17 protein-coding genes are annotated in these 19,081 nt (G+C 71.7%); 5 read left to right on the top strand and 12 right to left on the bottom strand.

All coding sequences use genetic code 11. The features are described from left to right. On the bottom strand, positions 1 to 206 hold a 206-nt coding region (locus ACGFZK_RS10640; protein ID WP_393848509.1), incomplete at its 3' end, for a carboxyl transferase domain-containing protein. A 272-nt stretch (positions 207 to 478) separates the two neighbouring features. Between ACGFZK_RS10640 and ACGFZK_RS10645 the strand changes: the two genes are divergently transcribed. After that, positions 479 to 1,099 carry a YceI family protein gene (locus ACGFZK_RS10645; protein ID WP_393848510.1) on the top strand — a complete coding sequence of 207 codons (621 nt, stop codon included), beginning with the start codon at positions 479 to 481 and terminating at the stop codon, positions 1,097 to 1,099. Between the two features lie 33 nt (positions 1,100 to 1,132). Here ACGFZK_RS10645 and ACGFZK_RS10650 read toward each other — a convergent pair whose 3' ends face one another. The 6 genes from ACGFZK_RS10650 to ureA form a co-directional block, all read right to left on the bottom strand. Continuing rightward, positions 1,133 to 2,494, bottom strand: a complete 1,362-nt coding sequence (locus ACGFZK_RS10650) for a hypothetical protein (protein ID WP_393848511.1) — start codon at positions 2,492 to 2,494, stop codon at positions 1,133 to 1,135. A gap of 73 nt (positions 2,495 to 2,567) precedes the next feature. Further along, entirely contained in the window at positions 2,568 to 4,196 is a 1,629-nt protein-coding gene (gene cimA, locus ACGFZK_RS10655; protein WP_393848512.1) for a citramalate synthase, read from the bottom strand. A 349-nt stretch (positions 4,197 to 4,545) separates the two neighbouring features. Continuing rightward, positions 4,546 to 5,169, bottom strand: a complete 624-nt coding sequence (locus ACGFZK_RS10660) for a TetR/AcrR family transcriptional regulator (protein ID WP_393848513.1) — start codon at positions 5,167 to 5,169, stop codon at positions 4,546 to 4,548. A 40-nt stretch (positions 5,170 to 5,209) separates the two neighbouring features. Next, positions 5,210 to 6,244, bottom strand: a complete 1,035-nt coding sequence (locus ACGFZK_RS10665) for an agmatine/peptidylarginine deiminase (RefSeq protein ID WP_393848514.1) — start codon at positions 6,242 to 6,244, stop codon at positions 5,210 to 5,212. A gap of 30 nt (positions 6,245 to 6,274) precedes the next feature. Then, positions 6,275 to 8,008, bottom strand: a complete 1,734-nt coding sequence (locus tag ACGFZK_RS10670; RefSeq protein WP_393848515.1) for an urease subunit alpha — start codon at positions 8,006 to 8,008, stop codon at positions 6,275 to 6,277. Continuing rightward, positions 8,005 to 8,715: an urease subunit gamma gene (ureA, locus tag ACGFZK_RS10675; RefSeq protein WP_393848516.1), complete on the bottom strand. Its 711-nt coding sequence runs from the start codon at positions 8,713 to 8,715 to the stop codon at positions 8,005 to 8,007. The genes ACGFZK_RS10670 and ureA overlap by 4 nt, the downstream gene beginning before the upstream one ends. Before the next feature lie 156 nt (positions 8,716 to 8,871). Between ureA and ACGFZK_RS10680 the strand changes: the two genes are divergently transcribed. Further along, a complete protein-coding gene (locus tag ACGFZK_RS10680) occupies positions 8,872 to 10,308 on the top strand; it encodes a cytosine permease (RefSeq protein WP_393848517.1) in 1,437 nt (478 codons plus the stop codon). Between the two features lie 75 nt (positions 10,309 to 10,383). Here ACGFZK_RS10680 and ACGFZK_RS10685 read toward each other — a convergent pair whose 3' ends face one another. From ACGFZK_RS10685 to ACGFZK_RS10700, 4 genes are all read right to left on the bottom strand, one after another. Further along, positions 10,384 to 11,469 carry a branched-chain amino acid aminotransferase gene (locus tag ACGFZK_RS10685; protein ID WP_393848518.1) on the bottom strand — a complete coding sequence of 362 codons (1,086 nt, stop codon included), beginning with the start codon at positions 11,467 to 11,469 and terminating at the stop codon, positions 10,384 to 10,386. A gap of 226 nt (positions 11,470 to 11,695) precedes the next feature. Beyond that, the gene (locus tag ACGFZK_RS10690) at positions 11,696 to 12,736 is read right to left on the bottom strand and encodes a 3-isopropylmalate dehydrogenase (RefSeq protein ID WP_327264607.1); all 1,041 of its coding nucleotides are present in this window, start codon (positions 12,734 to 12,736) and stop codon (positions 11,696 to 11,698) included. 79 nt (positions 12,737 to 12,815) lie between these two features. Next, on the bottom strand, positions 12,816 to 12,944 hold the full coding sequence (locus tag ACGFZK_RS10695; protein WP_393848519.1) for a hypothetical protein: 129 nt from the start codon (positions 12,942 to 12,944) through the stop codon (positions 12,816 to 12,818). 260 nt (positions 12,945 to 13,204) lie between these two features. Then, positions 13,205 to 14,074 carry a LysR family transcriptional regulator gene (locus ACGFZK_RS10700; protein WP_393848520.1) on the bottom strand — a complete coding sequence of 290 codons (870 nt, stop codon included), beginning with the start codon at positions 14,072 to 14,074 and terminating at the stop codon, positions 13,205 to 13,207. Between the two features lie 101 nt (positions 14,075 to 14,175). Here ACGFZK_RS10700 and ACGFZK_RS10705 point away from each other — a divergent pair, with 101 nt between their 5' ends. Together ACGFZK_RS10705 and ACGFZK_RS10710 are read left to right on the top strand one after the other, a co-directional pair. Further along, entirely contained in the window at positions 14,176 to 15,189 is a 1,014-nt protein-coding gene (locus tag ACGFZK_RS10705) for an NADP-dependent oxidoreductase (RefSeq protein WP_393848521.1), read from the top strand. A gap of 119 nt (positions 15,190 to 15,308) precedes the next feature. Beyond that, on the top strand, positions 15,309 to 17,339 hold the full coding sequence (locus ACGFZK_RS10710; protein ID WP_393848522.1) for a phosphocholine-specific phospholipase C: 2,031 nt from the start codon (positions 15,309 to 15,311) through the stop codon (positions 17,337 to 17,339). A 9-nt stretch (positions 17,340 to 17,348) separates the two neighbouring features. Here the strand turns inward: ACGFZK_RS10710 and ACGFZK_RS10715 are convergent, their stop codons facing one another. After that, positions 17,349 to 17,888, bottom strand: coding sequence for a GNAT family N-acetyltransferase (locus ACGFZK_RS10715; protein ID WP_393848925.1), 540 nt, complete (start codon positions 17,886 to 17,888; stop codon positions 17,349 to 17,351). Positions 17,889 to 18,326: 438 nt separating this feature from the next. On the opposite strand from ACGFZK_RS10715, the gene ACGFZK_RS10720 reads away from it, so the two are divergent. Beyond that, positions 18,327 to 19,064, top strand: coding sequence for a nitroreductase family protein (locus ACGFZK_RS10720; protein WP_393848523.1), 738 nt, complete (start codon positions 18,327 to 18,329; stop codon positions 19,062 to 19,064). Positions 19,065 to 19,081 lie beyond the last annotated feature (17 nt).

Below are 19,081 nucleotides of genomic sequence, written 5' to 3' on the forward strand. Positions count from 1 at the left end.
CGGCGCAACTGCTCGACCTCCCTGAAGGAACCTTCATCGAGCAACAGCGCAATGCGCTCACGGGCAGTCAGCTTGCCCTTGGCGTGCTGCGCCTCGGTCGCGCGGTCGCTGGGGCCGCGCCTCGCCTGCTCGCGCAGGGAGTGCAGCTCGGCCACGCGCCCGCGGGCGTCCGTCGGCTCGCTCGGGGTCTGGTCCACAACGGTCATGTACCGACCTTACGAAGATCGCGATGAAAAACCTCCGTTCATTCCGCACAGTCTCGGGAGTCTTCCGCTGTCCGGCCCGCACAGTACGCCCGGGGGATGTAGGGACTCCGCCAGACGGAGGCTCCCCCTGTTGTGGGATCTTCACAAAATGAGCTGACACCCTGCCTAGATGTTGAAATTTAAACGGAATGGGTCTAGCGTCGCTCCCGTTGAAGTCGTTGAAGATTCAACAGATTCTTCAGACCGAGCAGGACCCTACCGAGGAGCACGTCATGGGCATCTTCACCCGCCGCAGCCAGAACACCGCCGTCCAGGGCGGCGCAGCCGTCGCCACCCTCGAGGTGGACCCGGCGCTCGCCGCCCTCACCGGCGACTACGTCATCGACGCCGCCCACAGCAGCATCGGCTTCACCGTCCGCCACGCCATGGTGACCAACGTCCGCGGCGCCTTCGGCGAGCACGAGGGAACCCTGCACCTGGACGGCGCCGACCCGGCCCGGTCCACCGCCTCCATCGACGTCAAGATCGCCTCCGTCGACACCGGCATCGCCGACCGCGACGGCCACCTGCGCAGCGGCGACTTCTTCGACGCCGAGGCCTTCCCGCTGATGACCTTCCGCTCCACCGCCGCGGCCGCGCTCGGCGGGGACACGTACCGCATCACGGGCGACCTGACGATCAAGGACGTCACGCGGCCGCTCTCCATCGACCTGGAGTTCAACGGCTCGGCCACCGACGCCTACGGCAACGAGCGCGTCGGCTTCGAGGGCTCCGCCGAGATCCTGCGCTCCGACTGGGGCCTGACGTGGAACGCCGCCCTGGAGGCCGGCGGTGTGATGGTCAGCGACAAGGTGAAGCTGACCTTCGACATCTCGGCCATCAAGCAGGCCTGACCACCGCGGACACGCCCGGTACCCGGGGGCGGCCTAGAAGCCGCCCCCGCCGTCGAAGCCACCGCCCCCGTCGAAGCCGCCTCCGCCGCCGAAGTCCCCGCCTCCGAAGTCGGACGGGTTGAAGTCGGCCCCGGAGACGTCCCCGCCCTCGAAGCCACTGCCCGCGCCGCCGCCGAAGTCCGAGGCGTAGGCCGGGCTGGACATCATCGAACCGAGCATCGTGCCCATCAGCAGGCCGGGCAGGATGCCGCCGCCGAAGTAGCCGCCGGCCCATGGACCGTATGCGGGGCCGGCGTCGTAGTACGGCCGCGGCCCGCGGTCGGTGTCGACCGTACGGACCGCCGGGTCCAGGCCGTCGCGCAGCCGGACGGCGTCGGCCGTGCAGACCGGCACGGTACGGGACGCCCCGCCGGCCGGCGCCCAGGTCGCGTCCTCGGTGCTCGGCCCGTGGCGCGGGTCGAAGAAGCAGGGCGAGCGGCGTTCGGGCAGCGGCCTGCCCTGTCGGCGCGCGTCGAGCGTGGCCAGCGCGAAGCGACCGTCCTCCAGGGCCTGCGTGACGCCCTTGACCTCTTCGGGGTGCTGGACCGAGGCCATGATCTGCTTGGCCTTCTCGTACGAGTCGAGCCCCTGCTCGTAGTCCCCCCGCATGGCGTCGTCGGCGCCGGGCTCGCCGGGGTGGAAGTCGAGCCGTTCCAGCTCCTCGCCGAAGGCCGTGATGTCCTCGTCCACGACCACGCCGAGCCGGGCTATGGCCTCGCGGCGGGTCTCTTCCTTCTTCTTCCGGTTGCGGCGGACCAGCGCGTACGCGCCGCCACCGCCGACCACGGCCACCGCGCCGAGGGCGATCAGCCCGCCGACCGGGGCTCCCTGGTCGGCGCCGGTGCTGCCCCAGGAAGCGGGGGCGCCGCCCTTGGCCTGGGTCAGGGCCCGGTCCACGAAGTTGTTGAGCTGCGTGTTCGCGTCGACCGGCGCGCCGGTCTTCACGGCCTCGGTGAGGTTGCCCACCGCGTTGGGCGGCATGACCGCCCGGTCGGCGCCGGCCTTGAAGCCGTCGCCGAGCCGGATCGCGTAGAGCCCGGTGATGCCGGTCTCGGCGCGGACTGCGCCGAGCACCCTGTCCTCGGGGAACTCGGCGGTTGCCGGCAGCACGGCCACGAACACCGGCTTCCCGGCGTCCTTGATCTTCTTCGCGAGCGCGTCCGCCTGGGTCTTCGACAGCTGCGCCTCGGCCCCGGGGGCGACGTACACCGGCCCTTGCCTGAGGGCCTCCCCCGCGGCGGCGACCCCGGTGGCCGCCGATGCCTGGGGCGCGGCCACGAGGGCGGTCGCGCCCAGCGCCAGCAGCAGACCGGACAGCAACGCTCCAAGACGTACGGATATCAGCCTGGTCCTCATATCCATGACGCTACCCGAACCGGTACTTTCCCGTGTGAGCTGGACATAAGGGCCTGGCCGGCCCTTGGCCCGGCTACTCGGCGGGCTCCACGCCCGCGTGCAGCAGGCCGTACGTGAACGCGTCTTCCAGGGCCTGCCAGGACGCCGCGATCACGTTCGGGGCCACGCCGACCGTGGACCAGTCACGTTCACCGTCACTCGTGGCGATCAGCACGCGGGTGGTGGACTCCGTGCCGTGCGTGCCCTCCAGGATGCGGACCTTGTAGTCGACGAGCTCGAACTTGGCCAGCTGCGGGTAGAACCGCTCCAGCGCCACCCGCAGGGCCCGGTCCAGCGCGTTGACCGGGCCGTTGCCCTCCGCCGTCGCGACGATCCGCTCGCCCTTCGCCCACAGCTTGACCGTGGCCTCGTTGGCGTGGGTGCCGTCCGGGCGGTCCTCGACGATCGCCCGCCAGGACTCGATGCGGAAGTACTTGCGGGCCCGGCCCTCGGCCTCGGCGCGCAGCAGCAGCTCGAAGGAGGCGTCGGCCGCCTCGTAGGTGTAGCCCTTGAGCTCCCGCTCCTTGACCCGCTCCACCACCCGGGAGATCAGCGCGCGGTCCCCGCCCAGCTCGACGCCGAGCTCCTTGCCCTTGAGCTCGATGGAGGCGCGGCCGGCCATGTCGGAGACCAGCATCCGCATGGTGTTGCCGACCCGCTCGGGGTCGATGTGCTGGTAGAGGTCCGGGTCGACCTTGATGGCCGAGGCGTGCAGCCCCGCCTTGTGCGCGAAGGCGGAGACGCCGACGTACGGCTGGTGCGTGGAGGGGGTGAGGTTCACGACCTCGGCGATGGCGTGCGAGATCCGGGTCATCTCGGCGAGCGCCCCGTCGGGGAGCACCTTGCGCCCGTACTTGATCTCCAGGGCGGCGACCACGGGGAAGAGGTTCGCGTTGCCGACGCGCTCGCCGTAGCCGTTCGCCGTGCACTGGACGTGGGTGGCGCCCGCGTCCACCGCGGCCAGGGTGTTGGCGACGGCGCAGCCGGTGTCGTCCTGGGCGTGGATGCCCAGGCGGGCGCCGGTGTCGGCGAGGACGGTGGCGACGGTGGCGGTCACCTGGGCGGGCAGCATGCCGCCGTTGGTGTCGCAGAGGATGACCACGTCGGCGCCGGCCTCGTGGGCGGTGCGTACGACGGACTTGGCGTACTCGGCATTGGCCCGGTAGCCGTCGAAGAAGTGCTCGCAGTCGACGAAGACGCGGCGGCCCTGCGCGACCAGGTGGGAGACGGTGTCGCGGACCATCTCCAGGTTCTCCTCCAAAGTGGTGCGCAGGGCGAGCTCGACGTGGCGGTCGTGGGACTTGGCGACGAGCGTGATGACCGGGGCGCCGGATTCCAGCAGGGCCCGCACCTGCGGGTCCTGGGCGGCCGAGCCGCCCGCGCGCCGGGTCGCGCCGAAGGCGACCAGCTGGGCGTTCTTGAAGTCGATCTCCGCGCGGGCGCGGGCGAAGAACTCGGTGTCACGGGGGTTGGCACCGGGCCAGCCGCCCTCGATGAAGCCCACTCCGAAGTCGTCCAGGTGCCGGGCGATCGTCAGCTTGTCGGCGACGGTGAGGTTGATGCCCTCGCGCTGGGCGCCGTCGCGCAGGGTGGTGTCGAAGACGTGGAAGCTGTCGTCCAGGCCTTCTGACAGCACGGTTGCCGCCTCTGGTGTCGTCGTCATGCTGATCTGACTCCTGTCGGTGAGTGGTTCGGGCTGCCCGCCAAAGGGGCAGGCCGTCGTCACTGCCCCCATCATCGCGCGCGGTCCGGTCCCGGCAGGGATGGTCCGGGAAACGAAAAAACCTCTCGCGGGTAGCGAGAGGTCTGCGCGCGGGTCCGAGGCACGGTGGCCGCTTCCGCGAAGTTCTTCCGCGGTTCAGCGGCCACTGGGGACCGGCGCGCTGCTGGCGATAATCATGAGCTGAGCAGGCACGCTGGCAGTGTGCCACACCGCTCGCCGCGGATGGACAGCAATCTCAGCATGCGGGCACGCGCTCGCGTCGGCGTTCGAGGCGCGGGCAGAACACCCCCTAGCGGGGCGACGGGGTGAGGGTCTCCGTGAGGAACTCACGGACGTGGCCGAGGATCTCCTCCCGGTCCATCGTCGGCAGACCGACGGCCAGCTGGATGCTGAACCCGTCGAGCAGGGCCCGGATCCGGGTCGCCACGCGCTCGGCGTCCACCGGGCGGAACTCCCCGCGCGAGATGCCCTCGGCGAGCAGGGCCACCAGGTCACGGTGCCAGGCACCCTCGATGGCCGCCTGCCGCTCGCGCTCCTGGGGGCCGGCGTTCTGGGAGCGGTTCCAGACCTCGAGCCACAACGTCCAGTGCGGGTCGCGGGCCTGCGTGGGCACGTACAGGTCCACGTACGCCTGCAGGCGCTCGCTCACCGGACCGCGGCGGGAGAGCAGGGCCCGCCGCTCGCCGCCCAGTTCCGCCTCGCTCCACTCCAGGGTCTGCAGCAGGAGCTCGTCCTTGCTGCGGAAGTAGTAGAGGAGGTGGCCGCTGCTCATGCCGACCTCACGGCCCAGCCCGGCCATGGTCAGGCCTTCCAGGCCGCGCTCGGCGATCGTGGCCATGGCGGCGACGAGTACGTCCTCGCGCGGAGGCGCGTTCTTCCGCGCCGCGCGTACCGGTACTCCACCCGCCACCATGGACCCACTCCTTGTCGGTCGGCTGCCGGTCGTCTGCGGATCAGACCTTCGGCTGCTGCTGGGTGATGCAGTGGATACCGCCACCCCCGGCGAAAATCGTACGTGCGTCAACGAGCGTGACGGTCCGCTCGGGGAACAGTCCGCGGAAGATCTCCGCGGCCTCCTCGTCGCGCGGGTCGTCGAAGGCGCACAGCACCACGCCGCCGTTGCACAGGTAGTGGTTGATGTACGAGTAGTCCACCCACTCGCCGTCCTCCTCCAGCACGGTCGGCGCCGGGATCTCCACGACCTCCAGCTGCCGGCCCCGGGCGTCGGTGGAGGCGCGCAGGATGGCGGCGATGGTCTTGCAGCGCTCGTGGTCCGGGTGGGCCGGGTCCGGCTGGGTGTGGACCATGACGACGCCGGGGCGGGCGAAGGCGGCGACGATGTCGACGTGGCCCTGGGTGCCGTAGGTGCCGTAGTCGCCGGCCAGGCCGTACGGCAGCCAGATCGCCTTGGTGGTGCCGAGGTGGGCGTGGATCTCGGCCTCCACCTGCCGGCGGGTCCAGCCGGGGTTGCGGCCCTCGCCCAGCTGCACGGTGTCGGTGAGGAGGACGGTGCCCTCGCCGTCGACGTGGATGGCGCCGCCCTCGTTGACGAGCTCGGTGCTGTACGTACGGGTGCCGGCCACGTCCGAGACGTGCCGGGCGATCTTCGAGTCGTGGTCCCAGCGGGCCCACTCCTGGGCGCCCCAGCCGTTGAAGGTCCAGTCGACGGCCGCGAGCTCGCCCGCGTCGTTGGTGACGAAGGTCGGGCCGATGTCACGCATCCAGGCGTCGTCGAGCTCCTGCTCGACCAGCTGGACGTCGCCGCCGACGATCGCGCGGGCGCTGTCCGCGTCACCGGGCGAGACCACGAGGGTCACGGGCTCGTACGAGCGGACCGCGCGGGCCACGGCGCCCCAGGCCTCGCGGGCCTCGGCGAGCTCCTGCGCGGTGGTGAAGGTCGGGTTGGGGCTGGGCCAGGCCATCCAGGTGCGCTCGTGGGGCGTCCACTCGGCAGGCATCCGGAAGCCGTCGTTCACAGGCTTGGTCATGACAGGCAGGTCCTTACGGGCTGTGCTGACTTACAGGAAGTACAGGCGGTTGAGGGAGACCGATTCGGCGGCTTCGGAGCGCAGCGGTTCGCCGTCGAGGGAGACCAGCCCGCTGCGCGCGTCCACATCGACCGCGCCCACCCGGGAGTTGAGCAGGAGGTCCCCCGGGCCGATCCCCCGGGTGCCGCGGACGGCGACGCGGCGCCGGCGGGTCGGCATCTCGTCGCTGCCGAGGGCGGCGGCCGCGGCGGAGACGAAGGCGACGGAGATGTCGGCGGCGGTGGCTCCGTACGAGCCGAACTGCGGGCCGAGGACCAGCGGTTCGCAGGTGTCCGTGGCGGCGTTGGGGTCGCCGGTGACGCCGTAGGCGGGGAAGCCGGACTTCAGCACGAGCTGCGGCTTGGCGCCGAAGAACTGCGGGCGCCACAGGACGATGTCGGCGAGTTTGCCGACTTCGATGGAGCCGATCTCGTGGGCGAGGCCGTGGGCGATGGCCGGGTTGATGGTCAGCTTGGCCATGTAGCGCAGGACGCGGGCGTTGTCGTCGCCCTCGCCGTCGCCGTCCATCGGGCCCAGCTCGCCCTTCATCTTGGCGGCCATGGCGAAGGTGCGGCGGATGGTCTCGCCCGCGCGGCCCATGCCCTGGGCGTCGGAGGAGGTGATGCCGATCGCGCCGAGGTCGTGGAGCACGTCCTCGGCGCCCATCGTCCCGGCCCGGATGCGGTCGCGGGCCATGGCGGCGTCGCCGGGCAGGTCGGGCTTGAGGTCGTGGACGGAGACGATCATGCCGTAGTGCTCGGCGACCGCGTCCCGCCCGAACGGCAGCGTCGGGTTGGTGGAGGAGCCGATGACGTTCGGTACGCCCGCCATCTTGAGCACGTTCGGGACGTGCCCGCCGCCGCAGCCCTCGATGTGGAAGGCGTGGATGGTCCGGCCGTCCAAGACCCGCAGGGTGTCCTCGACGGAGAGGCACTCGTTCAGGCCGTCGCTGTGCAGCGCGACCTGCACGTCGTACTCCTCGGCCACCCGGAGCGCCGTGTCCAGGGCCCGGGTGTGGGCGCCCATGTCCTCGTGCACCTTGAAACCGGACGCGCCGCCCTCGGCCAGCGCCTCGACCAGGGGGGCGGCGTCCGAGGAGGAGCCGCGGGCGAGGAAGCCGATGTTGACCGGCCAGGCGTCGAAGGCGTTGAAGGCGTGCTTCAGCGCCCACGGGGAGTTGACGCCGACGCCCCACACGGGGCCGAACTCCTGGCCGATGATCGTGGTGACACCCGCGGCGAGCGAGGCCTCCATGATCCGCGGGGAGAGCAGGTGGACATGGGTGTCCACGGCTCCGGCGGTCGCGATCATGCCTTCTCCGGACACGATCGAGGTGCCGGTGCCGACGACCACGTCGACGCCGTCGAGGGTGTCCGGGTTACCGGCCCGGCCGATCGCGTGGATCCGGCCCTCACGGATGCCGATGGACACCTTGCGGATGCCGAGCACGGCGTCGATGACCAGCACGTTGCTGATCACGACGTCGCAGGTCTCGCGGACGGCGGCGGCCTTGAGGTGCAGGCCGTCACGGGCCGTCTTGCCGAAGCCGGCCAGGAACTCGTCCCCCGGCCGCTGGGCGTCGTACTCGACCCGGACGGTCAGCCCGGAGTCACCGAGCCGCACCCGGTCCCCGGCCCGCGGACCGAAGACGGACGCGTACTCGTGCGGGTCGATGTGCCGGCTGCCCGGCGCGCAGTGATCGCTGTGCGGGGTCTTCCTGCTCACGCCTGCTCTCCGTCCTTCTGGTCTGCGGCCACGCCGAGGTAGCCGCAGGCCGCCGCGCGGCGCAAGGCCTCTTCCTTGGCTCCGGGCGCGTCCAGGGGCCCGTCGACCAGGCCGGCGAAGCCGATCGCGATGCGGTCGCCGCCGATGGGGACGAGGCCGACCTCGCCCTCGCCGTGGGGGTCGAACCGGACGGAGGAGCCCGCCGGCACGCACAGCCGCATCCCGTAGGCCGCGGCCCGGTCGAAGTCGAGCCGCGGGTTCGCCTCGAAGAAGTGGAAGTGCGAGGTCACGCTCACCGGCACGGCGGCGGTGTTGTGCACGCGCAGGTGCAGGACCGGCTCCGGCTGGGGGGCGCCGGGGCCGGGGACGACCGCGCCGGGGGCGTCGTCGCCGAGCGGGACCGCGCCCTGGATGGGGGACGAGACCACCGCGAGCCGGGATCCGTCGTCGAAGACGGCCTCCACGTGCACCTCGGTGACCACGTCGGCGACGCCGGGCAGGACATCGCCGGGGCCCAGCACGCTGCGGGCCTCGTCGATGGCCTCCGCGAGCCGCTTTCCGTCGCGCGCCGCCTCGCAGACCGTGTCCGCGATCAGCGCGGTGGCCTCCGGGACATTGAGTTTCAGGCCACGGGCCCGCCGGGCCCTGGCCAGTTCCGCAGCGCTGCGGAGCAGCAGCCGGTCGCGCTCCGTAGGGGTCAGCCGCACGCCGATCCACCACCTCTTGAGTCGATGGGTTAGAGCATCACTCTAACTCTTCATTTCGTTGTGGGGAATCATTGACCTGGAACCAGGCCTTGGGTCACATTGAGTGTCGCTCAAACAAATGCGCAACCACCCCCCGCCCTGCCAAGGGAGTCCCCCATGCCCATCGAACAGCGCGGAGTCGACACCATCCCCGAGGACGAGCGGACGAGTGGTCCCCGTGACCTGATCTCGATCCTGCTCGGCTCCAACCTCTGCCTCGGTGTGATCGTCTTCGGCTGGCTGCCCCCGTCCTTCGGACTGGGCCTGTGGCCCTCGGTCACCGCCATCGTGACCGGCACGCTCGTCGGTATCGTCTTCACCGCGCCGCTCGCGCTCGTCTCGCTGCGCACCGCGACCAACCTCTCCACCTCCAGCGGCGCACAGTTCGGCGTCCGCGGCCGGCTCGTGGGCTCGGTGGTGGGCCTGCTGCTCTCCCTCGGCTACACCGCGCTCACCCTGTGGATCGGCGGCGACGTGATGGTGGGCGTGCTCGCGCGGCTCACCGGGCTGCCGGACACCGGTGTCTCGCGGGGCGTGATGTACGGCGCACTCGCCGCCTGTACCGTCGTCGCGGCCGTCTTCGGCTACCGGCTGCTGCTGCGGATGAGCAAGATCCTGGCCATCGGCATGGTGGTGCTGCTCGCCATCGGCGTCTTCGCGTACTCCGGGGACTTCACCACCGCCGCCCCGCCGGAGACCGCGTACCTGCTCGGCTCCTTCTGGCCGACCTGGATCCTCGCCGCCGTCGCCGCCGGGCTCAGCGGACCCGTCGCCTTCATCACCCTGCTCGGCGACTACACCCGCTACGTCTCCCCCCGCCGGCACAGCTCCCGCAAGGTCCTCTGGGCCACCGGTGCCGGCCTGCTCTTCGGTCTGCTGATCCCGCAGCTGTTCGGCACCTACACGGCGCTCGCCGCCCGGGCCGGGGCCGAGTACGCCGGCCCGCTCGTCGGGGCCGCGCCCTTCTGGTACCTGGTCCCGCTGCTCGCCGCCGCCGCGGGCGGTTCGGTCGGCAACGCCGGTCTGATGCTCTACTCGATGGGCCTCGACCTCGACGCGATCGTCCCCAAGGCCACCCGGACCACGGCCACCCTGGTCGCCGCGGCCGTCGCCACCGCCTTCGTGTTCATCGGCTCCTTCGAGTGGGACGTGCAGTCCGCGATGACCTCGTTCGTCCTGGTGCTGACCGCGATCGGCACCCCGTGGGCCGTGATCACCCTGATCGGGTACGTACGCTGCCGCGGGCGCTACGACGCCGACGCGCTCCAGGTCTTCAACCGCCGCTCGGTGGGCGGGATCTACTGGTACCGCTCCGGCTGGAACGTCGCCGCCACCCTCTCCTGGGCGATCGGCGCCGGCATCGGCCTGCTCGCCGTGACCACCCCCTTCTACGAGGGCCCGCTGCTCACCCTCACCGGCGGCGTGGACTGCTCCTTCGTCCTTTCCGGCCTGACGGGCGGGCTGGTGTACGCCGCGCTCACCGCCCGCCGGGCCCCCGCCCCGGCCCCGGCTCCGGCCCCGGCGGCCGCCGCCGAGGAGCCGGCGAGCGCCTGAGGCACCCCGTACGCGCACAGGCCCGCGCCCCGGACGCTCCGGGGTGCGGGCCTGCGTACGCAGAGCTCGCCGGGACTAGCCCAGCGGGTGCATCCAGCCGTGGGAATCGGCGCTGTGGCCTGTCTGGAGTTCCAGCAGCGCCTTGCGCAGGCGCATGGTGACCTGCCCCGGCTCGCCGTCGCCCTGGGTCCAGTGGGCGCGCTCGGACTTGACCGAGCCGACCGGGGTGATGACGGCGGCGGTGCCGCAGGCGAACACCTCGGTGAGGGTGCCGTTCGCGTTGTCGCGCTGCCAGTCCTCGGTGGTCAGGCGGCCCTCCTCGGCGGTGTAGCCGAGGTCGCGGGCGATGGTGAGGAGGGAGTCACGGGTGATGCCCGGCAGGAGCGAGCCGGTGAGCTCCGGGGTGACGATGCGGTCGCCGTACACGAAGTACAGGTTCATGCCGCCCATCTCCTCGATCCAGCGGTGCTCGACGGCGTCGAGCCACACCACCTGGTCGCAGCCGTGCGAGGCGGCCTGGGCCTGCGCGACCAGCGAAGCCGCGTAGTTGCCGCCGGTCTTGGCCGCGCCGGTGCCGCCCTTGACCGCGCGCACGTAGTCCTCGGAGAGCCAGACGGAGACGGGCTTGACGCCACCGGGGAAGTACGCGCCCGCGGGCGAGGCGATGACGATGAAGAGGAACTCGTTCGCCGGGCGGACACCGAGGCCGACCTCGGAGGCGAACATGAACGGCCGCAGGTAGAGGGAGGCCTCGCCGGAGTCCGGCACCCAGGCCCGGTCCTGCTTGATCAGCGCGTCGCAGGCCTCGATGAAGAGCTCGGTCGGCAGCTCCGGCATGGCCATGCGGCGGGCGGAGGACTGGAAGCGCGCCGCGTTCGCCTCCGGGCGGAAGGTGGCGACGGTGCCGTCGGGCTGGCGGTAGGCCTTCAGGCCTTCGAAGATCGTCTGCGCGTAGTGCAGCGTCATGTTCGCCGGGTCGATCGCGAGCGGCGCGTACGGGACCAGCTCGGCATCGTGCCAGCCGCGACCCTCGGTCCACTTGATCGTCACCATGTGGTCGGTGAAGTGGCGGCCGAAGCCGGGGCTGGCCAGGATCGCCTCGCGCTCCGCATCGGACAGCGGGTTCGAGGAGGGCTTGAGCTCGATCGTGGGCGTCGTCATGAGTGCTTGTCCTTCACCGGTTGTGTATGGCGGACCGCGCTCACGGCGTACTAGGACGTCCGAGCTTCCCCGCATTCCGCGGCCTCGCGTTCGATTATCGCGCGCGGGCAGGCTTCGGAGAAGCGGGGAGATGCGGCCCAGGGGAGATGGTGGCACCCGGGGCCGCACAGGAGAAGCCGCCGGGTCCCATTGTGACCCGGCGGCTTCCTGAGGTGGAGCTGCCGGGTCAGCCGGCTACTCGAGCGGCGAGGGCGTCGCCGATCGCGTCGGTGGAACGGAAGGTGCCGTCGCGCTCGGCCAGGTCGGCGGTGACCGCGTCCTCGATGCGGACGGCCTCGGCCTCGTGACCCAGGTGGCGCAGCAGGAGGGCGACGGAGAGGATCGTCGCGGTCGGGTCGGCCTTGCCGGTGCCGGCGATGTCCGGGGCCGAGCCGTGGACGGGCTCGAACATGGACGGGAAGGCGCCGGTCGGGTTGATGTTCCCGGAGGCGGCGAGGCCGATTCCGCCGGTCACGGCGGCGGCCAGGTCGGTGAGGATGTCACCGAAGAGGTTGTCCGTGACGATGACGTCGAAGCGCTCGGGCTGGGTGACGAAGAAGATCGTCGCGGCGTCGACGTGCAGGTAGTCGGTGGTGACCTCGGGGTACTCCTGGCCGACCTTGTCGAAGATGTTCTTCCACATGTGGCCCGCGTACACGAGGACGTTGTTCTTGTGGACCAGCGTCAGCTTCTTGCGGGGGCGGGCGTTCGCCCGCTCGTACGCGTCACGGACGACGCGCTCGACGCCGTACGCGGTGTTGATGCTGACCTCGGTGGCCACCTCGGCGGGGGTGCCGGTGCGCAGGCTGCCGCCGTTGCCGGTGTAGGGGCCCTCGGTGCCCTCGCGGACCACGACGAAGTCGATGTCCGGACGGCCGGCGAGCGGGGTGGCCGTGTTCGGGAACAGCTTCGACGGGCGCAGGTTGATGAAGTGGTCGAAGGCGAAGCGGAGCTTCAGCAGCAGACCGCGCTCCAGCACACCGGACGGGACCGAGGGGTCGCCGATCGCGCCGAGCAGGATCGCGTCGTGGTGCTTGAGGGCCTCGAGCTCCGCGTCCGGGAGGGTCTCACCGGTGCGGTGCCAGCGCTGGGCGCCGAGGTCGTATTGCTTGGTCTCCAGCTTCACATCCTGGGGCAGGACCGCGGTAAGGACCTTGAGTCCCTGAGCCACGACTTCCTGGCCGATGCCATCACCGGGGATCACTGCGAGATTGATGCTGGTCGACATGACGGAACCGTACTCCGTGTCCCAGCCCTCAGACATTCCGCGTCCACCATCTGGACGCAGAATGTCCCGGGGGCGCTGATCAGTGGCCGGTCGAGCCGCCGTTGTCACGGCGGTCGAGGGCCCGCTGGAGGGCGGCGGCGGCGTTCTTGCGGTCGTCTGCCGAGGCGGAGCTGTGGCGGACGCGGCGGGTGGCGGTGGTAGCGGTCATGGTGATCGACTCCTTGAGATCACGGCGTGGCGAAGCCACGGATGAGGGGTTCCTTCAAGGCGCCGGAAGAGGCGGGGAGCGGTGCGCCGCAGGGGTTGCCTGCCAGGGGCGCGCGCTCTCGACCGCCATTCGCCTGATCGGCGAGACGTTCGGCTTCTACAAAGCTAGGCCAGGTCTCGTTGTATGTCTCGGCAATTACTCGGGCTTCCTACTATCTGAGACGCGGGACCCCCCGGAATGCCCTGCCCCGGGGGTCCGTTTCAGCCCTTCGTGGAGCGAAGTTCCCTGATCAGAGCGCGTACGGCGAGAGTTGAGGCCGATTCCGCCGTGGTGACGTATCCCACCTGCCTCACCGGCCCCTCAGGGCCCAGAGGGGTGATGTCCACCGCCTCGGTCGCCTCCCTCAGGGAGAGCTCGGGCATGATCGCCATTCCGAGCCCGCGGCCGACCATGGTCAGCACCATCGCGTCGTCCTCCGCCGTGACCGTCGCCCGCGGGATCCAGTCCTGGGCCCGCCACCAGGAGCGGGTGTAGGAGCCGCAGTTCTCGTCCCAGTCCAGCAGGGGCAGGCCCCTGGGGTCCGGGTGCCCGGCCGGGTGGACCAGGCGGTACGCCTCCTGCGCGAGCACCCCGGTCAGCAGCCCGGGGGCCATCTCCTGCGACCCGCCCAGCGTGGCGATGCCCAGGTCGGCGCGGCCCGCCGCCACCTCCCCGGCCGTGCCTGCGCCGAGCTCGCGCACCACGCGGACCTCGGGGCGGATCCCGGGGTGCCGGGCCGTGAGCCGCTCCAGGGCGGGCGGCAGCAGGTGGAGGGCCGCGCTGCGGAAGGCGGCGATCCGCAGCACGCCCTCCACCGTGTCGCGGCCCGCACCCCGCACCTCCGCGCCGAGGACCTCGTACATCCGCAGGATCCGGCGGGCGAGGGCGACGGCCCGCTCCCCCGCCGGGGTGGGCGCGGCCCCGGCGCGGCCGCGCTCGAAGAGCACCGCGCCGACCTTGGCCTCGCTGCCGCGCACGGAGTGCGAGACGGCCGACTGGGTGAGGCCGAGCGCGGCTGCGGCGGCGGAGAAGCCGCCGCTCCCGGCGACGGCGACCAGGATCCGGAGTTCCTGGGGCAGCAGGTCGGCCACGGGGGCTCTCACCTCGTTCTATGAGCGCTGTTCATGGATGTGCGGCTTCCATGAACGCAACCCCCTGCCCGGCCCGCCGATTCCTTCCTAGCGTCGGCCCCATGACCACGAACACCGCTCATGCCGTCCACCAGATCGCCCGCCCCACCGGCTTCCCCACCGCCGCGGACTTCACCTACGCCGCCTTCCCGGTGCCGGAGCCGGGGCCCGGCACCGCGCTCGTCGAGAACCTCCTGCTCTCGGTGGACCCTTACCACCGGGGCCTGATGGACGGCGGCGAGGGCGGCTTCGAGCTGAACACCCCGCTGGAGGGGCGCTCGGTGGGCCGGGTGCTCGCCTCCCGCGACCCGGGGCTGCGCGAGGGCGACCTGGTCTTCCACCGCGCCGGCTGGCGGACCCACGCCCTGGTCACCCTCGGCGTGGACGGCGCGCGCAGGCTGCGCCGCCACGAGGGCGTCCCGCTGGAGGCGCACCTCTCCCACCTCGGCGGCACCGGCCTGACCGCGTACGCCGCCCTCACCCGGACGGCGGCCCTGCGCGCGGGCGAGGACCTCTTCGTCTCCGCCGCCGCGGGCGGCGTCGGCACCGCCACCGGCCACATCGCCCGGCTGCTGGGCGCCCGGCGGATCATCGGCAGCGCGGGCTCGGCGGCGAAGGTCCGCCACCTCACCGGTGCGCTCGGCTTCGACGCGGCCTTCGACTACCACGACGGCCCGGTCGGCGAGCAGCTCGCACAGGCCGCCCCCGACGGCATCGACGTCTACGTGGACAACGTCGGCGGGGAGCACCTGGAGGGTGCGATCGACTCCCTGCGCGAGTACGGGCGGGTCGCCTGGGTCGGCGCGATCTCCCTGTACAACGCGGACCGCTCGCCGGCCGCGCCCCGCAACCTCTTCGAGGTCGTACACAAGTCGCTGCGCCTGGAAGGGGTATTGGTTCGCAATCACACCAATCTGCAGGAGGAGTTGGAGGACTTCCTCGTGCCCCATCTGCGCAGCGGCCGGATCGGTACCGACACCACCGTTGTCCAGGGCTTCGACCGGACGGTGGAGGCCTTCCTGGGCATGCTCCACGGGGACAACGTGGGCAAGATGCTGGTCCGGATCGGCAGCTGAGTCCGGCCACCCCTTTGTTCACCGAACTCCTACCGCACGGATGTAGACCTTTGACCCCGGCGCCGTCACTCTTGCCGTCGATGTGCCGGCGGGGCACTTGAGTGGGAGGCGAGAGGCCAGTGACACCGATCAGCCGCAGAGGTTTCGTGGGAATCGGCGCCGGGCTCGTGGCGGGCGCCACCCTGCCCGCGGTGGTGCCGGCGACCGCGGCCGCGGCCGCCGCGACCGGCACCATCACCGATGTGAAGCACGTGGTGATCCTGATGCAGGAGAACCGCAGCTTCGACCACTACTTCGGCCGGATGAAGGGCGTCCGCGGATTCGGCGACCGCGCCGCCGGCAACATCCCGGGCGGCTGGGGCACGTTCAACCAGCCCAACCGGGGCGGCCGCCAGTACCCGTGGAAGCTGTCCGCCACCCCGCCGGCGGGCGGGGCGGACGGCAAGACGCTGGCCCAGTGCACCGGCGACCTCCCGCACAGCTGGACCTCGCAGCACGCCGCCTGGAACAGGGGCCGGATGGACAACTGGGTCACCGGCGTCGGCAACGTCCGTACCCTCGGCTACCTGGACCGGGCGGACATCCCCTTCCACTACGGCCTCGCGGACAACTACACGATCTGCGACGCGTACTTCTGCTCCGCCCTCAGCGCGACCGGCCCGAACCGCACCTTCCTGTGGAGCGGGAAGATCGACGCCTCCAGCATGGACGGCGGCGACGAGTCCGGGCTGAACTGGGAGACGTACGCAGAGGCCCTCCAGCGGGCCGGGATGACCTGGAAGGTCTACCAGAACGCGCAGGACAACTACGGGGACAACGGGCTCGCCTACTTCAAGAGGTTCACGGACGCGGGCCCCGGCGATCCGCTGTGGGACCGGGGCATGGTCTCGGTCCCCCAGGTCACCGGCTCCACCCCGGACGACGTCGCGGCGGAGATCCGCGCCGACGTCGTCGCGGGCACCCTCCCCCAGGTGTCCTGGGTCGTGGCCAACGAGGCCTTCTCGGAGCACCCCTACGCCCCGCCCGGCGACGGCGCCCACTTCGTGGACCTGGTCTACCGCGCGCTCGCCGCCGACCCGGAGGTCTTCGACTCCACGGTCCTCTTCCTCAACTACGACGAGAACGACGGCTTCTTCGACCACGTGCCGCCGCCGGTCGCCCCGCCCGGCACCCCCGGCGAGTACCTCGACGGCATCCCGATCGGGCTCGGCTTCCGGGTCCCGATGCTGGTGATGTCCCCGTGGACCCGCGGCGGCTGGGTGAGCTCGGAGGTCTTCGACCACACCTCGGTGCTGCGGTTCATGGAGAAGTGGACGGCCGCTCTCGGAACCCCCGCCACCTGCCCGAACATCAGCGCCTGGCGCCGCAGGGTGGTCGGCGACCTGACCGGCGTCTTCGACTTCGCGCACCCGGTCCACGGGGTCCCCGCGGGCCTGCCGTCCACCGCCAAGGTGATCGGCCAGGCGACCTGTGGCCCGCTCCCCAACCCGGCGCCACAGGACAACGCCCTCCCGGCGCAGGAGCCCGGCACCCGCCCGGCGCGGGCCCTGCCGTACCAGGTGAACGGCAACCTGGACCGCTTCGAGTTCGGGGCAGCCGGCCAGATCCTGGCCTGGTTCTCGATGACCAACCAGGGCGCCGAGGCCAAGCGGGCGGCGCACTTCTCGATCCACCCGCACCAGCACCGGGACACGACGGCCTGGCAGTACACCGTCGACCCGGGCGGCACCGGCAGCGACTACTTCCACATCGGGCTCGGCAACGGCTCGGGCAAGTACGACATCTCGATGCACGGGCCGAACCGCTTCCTGCGCCGCTTCATCGGCGACGCGTCGAAGCCGGGCAAGGACATCGAGGTGGCGGCCCGCTTCGCGATCGAGCCGGGGACCGGCAGGACGGCGGTGTACTTCAAGATGAAGAACACCTCCGGCTCCCCCGTCACCTTCACGATCCGCGCGAACGCCTACCGCACGGACGGCCCGTGGACCTACACGGTCCCGGCGAACTCCTCGCGCGAGGACTACTTCAACGCCGTGGCCTACAGCAAGGGCTGGTACGACTTCACCGTCCTGGCCGACTCCGACGGCACCTGGTCGCGCCGCTACACGGGCCACATCGAAACGGGCGCGCCGAGCATCTCGGGGTCGTAGGGGGCGGAGCTACAGGACGTCCCCGTCCCTCCAGTCGAAGTCGAGCCGCCCGGCCGGGTCCGGCCGGAACCCGCCGGGCGGCGTCCACACGTACGTGGAACCCTCCTCCTCGGGGAGCGGGAGGGGCCCGTCCGGCGAGAGCGCGCCGATCCGCCCGCCCCACACCTCCCAGCCGCGGCCCAGGTACAGCGCGGCCCCGTCCTGCGACGCCGACAGCGCGCCGAGCACGTACGCCCGCCCGATCACCTGCTCCAGCCCGGCCATGACCTGCCCGCCGAGGCCGCGGCGCCGCGCGTCGGGGCGTACGGCGACGGCCTCGACGTATCCGGTGCGCAGGGCCCGCCCCTCGTGCACGACGCGCCGCATGACGACGCTGCCGTGGGCCACGAGGTCCCCGCCCGGGTCCCGGACCAGGGCGTGCATTCCGCCGAGGGCGTGCTCGAAGTCCTCGTCGGCGAAGTCCCCGTCGAAGGCGCCGTCGAGCAGGGCCCGGATCTCGCGGAGGTCCTCGGCGGTCAGCTCCGAGGTGTGCCGTACGAGGACGCTCATGCCGTCTCCCACCGTGCGCAGCCGTACCCGTGCGCCTGCCACTGCTTCATCGGGCGACCGTATCAACGCGCGGGGGCGGCCCGGCGACGGCCGGAAAGGCCGGAAACAGCCGCGGGGTTCGAAACCCGGAGTCCGGGCGGGGCGAACACGCGCCGCACGGCCGCCCGGGGGCGGAGCCGGTGGTCCACCGCTGCCGCACCCCCGCCGCCCAGTGCCGCGAGGGTGTGGACGGCGGGCGGGGCCGGTGTGGTCCACCCGCGCCGGAGGCTCTCGGGCGGGAGGCGTGGCGGACCTCGGCCGCCGGGAGCGGCGGGGTTCACGTGCGAGGAATCGACCGGTGATCGCCGCCTCCGAAATCACCCGGGTCCACGCATACCGGGCGCAGGATCCGCCTACGGCCCTGGCGGCGGGCGGCGCGACGGCGTGAAGATCTGCTCCATGTCACCTGAGACCACACCTGAGACCGCCTCCGGGACCGCTCCTGAGACCAGGCAGTGGACCCCCACCCACGGTGATCCGTACCGCCCGGTCGCCTACCGCCCCGCACGGATGTCACAGCAGGAGTCCCTCGCGCGCGCCGCCGGGTTGCGGGCCCGGATGGACGAGCGGCGGACCGTGCGCCACTTCTCCCCCGACCCCGTGCCGGAGCAGGTGGTCCGGGACGCCATCGCCTGCGCGGCGACCGCCCCCTCCGGGGCGCACCAGCAGCCGTGGACCTTCGTCCTGGTCAAGGACCCGGCCGTGCGGCAGCAGATCCGCGCGGCCGCCGAGCAGGAGGAGCAGCTGTCCTACGACGGCCGGCTGGGCGACGAATGGCTCGCGGCCCTGCGCCCCATCGGCACGGACGCCGTGAAGACCCACCTCACGGACGCCCCGGCGCTGATCGTGGTCTTCCAGCAGCGCCACTGGCTCGGCCCGGACGGCACGAAGCGCAAGCACTACTACGTGGACGAGTCGGTCGGCATCGCGGTCGGCATGCTCCTGTCCGCCCTGCACCTGTCGGGCCTGGCGGCGCTGATCCACACCCCCAGCCCCATGCGCTTCCTGAGCCACGTCCTGCGGCGCCCGGAGAACGAGAAGGCCTTCGCCGTCATCCCGGTGGGCTACCCGGCGGACGACTGCGAGGTCCCGGACCTCCTGCGCAAGTCCCTGGACCAGGTGATCGTCGAGGTCTAGCCCGCCTCCGGTCCGGG

Source organism: Streptomyces sp. NPDC048257, from assembly GCF_043201855.1.
GTDB lineage: Bacteria > Actinomycetota > Actinomycetes > Streptomycetales > Streptomycetaceae > Streptomyces.

Excerpts from the sequence above, each read along its gene's own strand:
- ACGFZK_RS10645 (WP_393848510.1), top strand. The coding sequence starts at position 479 with ATGGGCATCTTCACCCGCCGCAGCCAGAACACCGCCGTCCAGGGCGGC.
- ACGFZK_RS10650 (WP_393848511.1), bottom strand. The coding sequence starts at position 2,494 with ATGAGGACCAGGCTGATATCCGTACGTCTTGGAGCGTTGCTGTCCGGT.
- cimA (WP_393848512.1), bottom strand. The coding sequence starts at position 4,196 with ATGACGACGACACCAGAGGCGGCAACCGTGCTGTCAGAAGGCCTGGAC.
- ACGFZK_RS10660 (WP_393848513.1), bottom strand. The coding sequence starts at position 5,169 with ATGGTGGCGGGTGGAGTACCGGTACGCGCGGCGCGGAAGAACGCGCCT.
- ACGFZK_RS10665 (WP_393848514.1), bottom strand. The coding sequence starts at position 6,244 with ATGACCAAGCCTGTGAACGACGGCTTCCGGATGCCTGCCGAGTGGACG.
- ACGFZK_RS10680 (WP_393848517.1), top strand. The coding sequence starts at position 8,872 with ATGCCCATCGAACAGCGCGGAGTCGACACCATCCCCGAGGACGAGCGG.
- ACGFZK_RS10685 (WP_393848518.1), bottom strand. The coding sequence starts at position 11,469 with ATGACGACGCCCACGATCGAGCTCAAGCCCTCCTCGAACCCGCTGTCC.
- ACGFZK_RS10690 (WP_327264607.1), bottom strand. The coding sequence starts at position 12,736 with ATGTCGACCAGCATCAATCTCGCAGTGATCCCCGGTGATGGCATCGGC.
- ACGFZK_RS10695 (WP_393848519.1), bottom strand. The coding sequence starts at position 12,944 with ATGACCGCTACCACCGCCACCCGCCGCGTCCGCCACAGCTCCGCCTCG.
- ACGFZK_RS10705 (WP_393848521.1), top strand. The coding sequence starts at position 14,176 with ATGACCACGAACACCGCTCATGCCGTCCACCAGATCGCCCGCCCCACC.
- ACGFZK_RS10715 (WP_393848925.1), bottom strand. The coding sequence starts at position 17,888 with ATGAGCGTCCTCGTACGGCACACCTCGGAGCTGACCGCCGAGGACCTC.
- ACGFZK_RS10720 (WP_393848523.1), top strand. The coding sequence starts at position 18,327 with ATGTCACCTGAGACCACACCTGAGACCGCCTCCGGGACCGCTCCTGAG.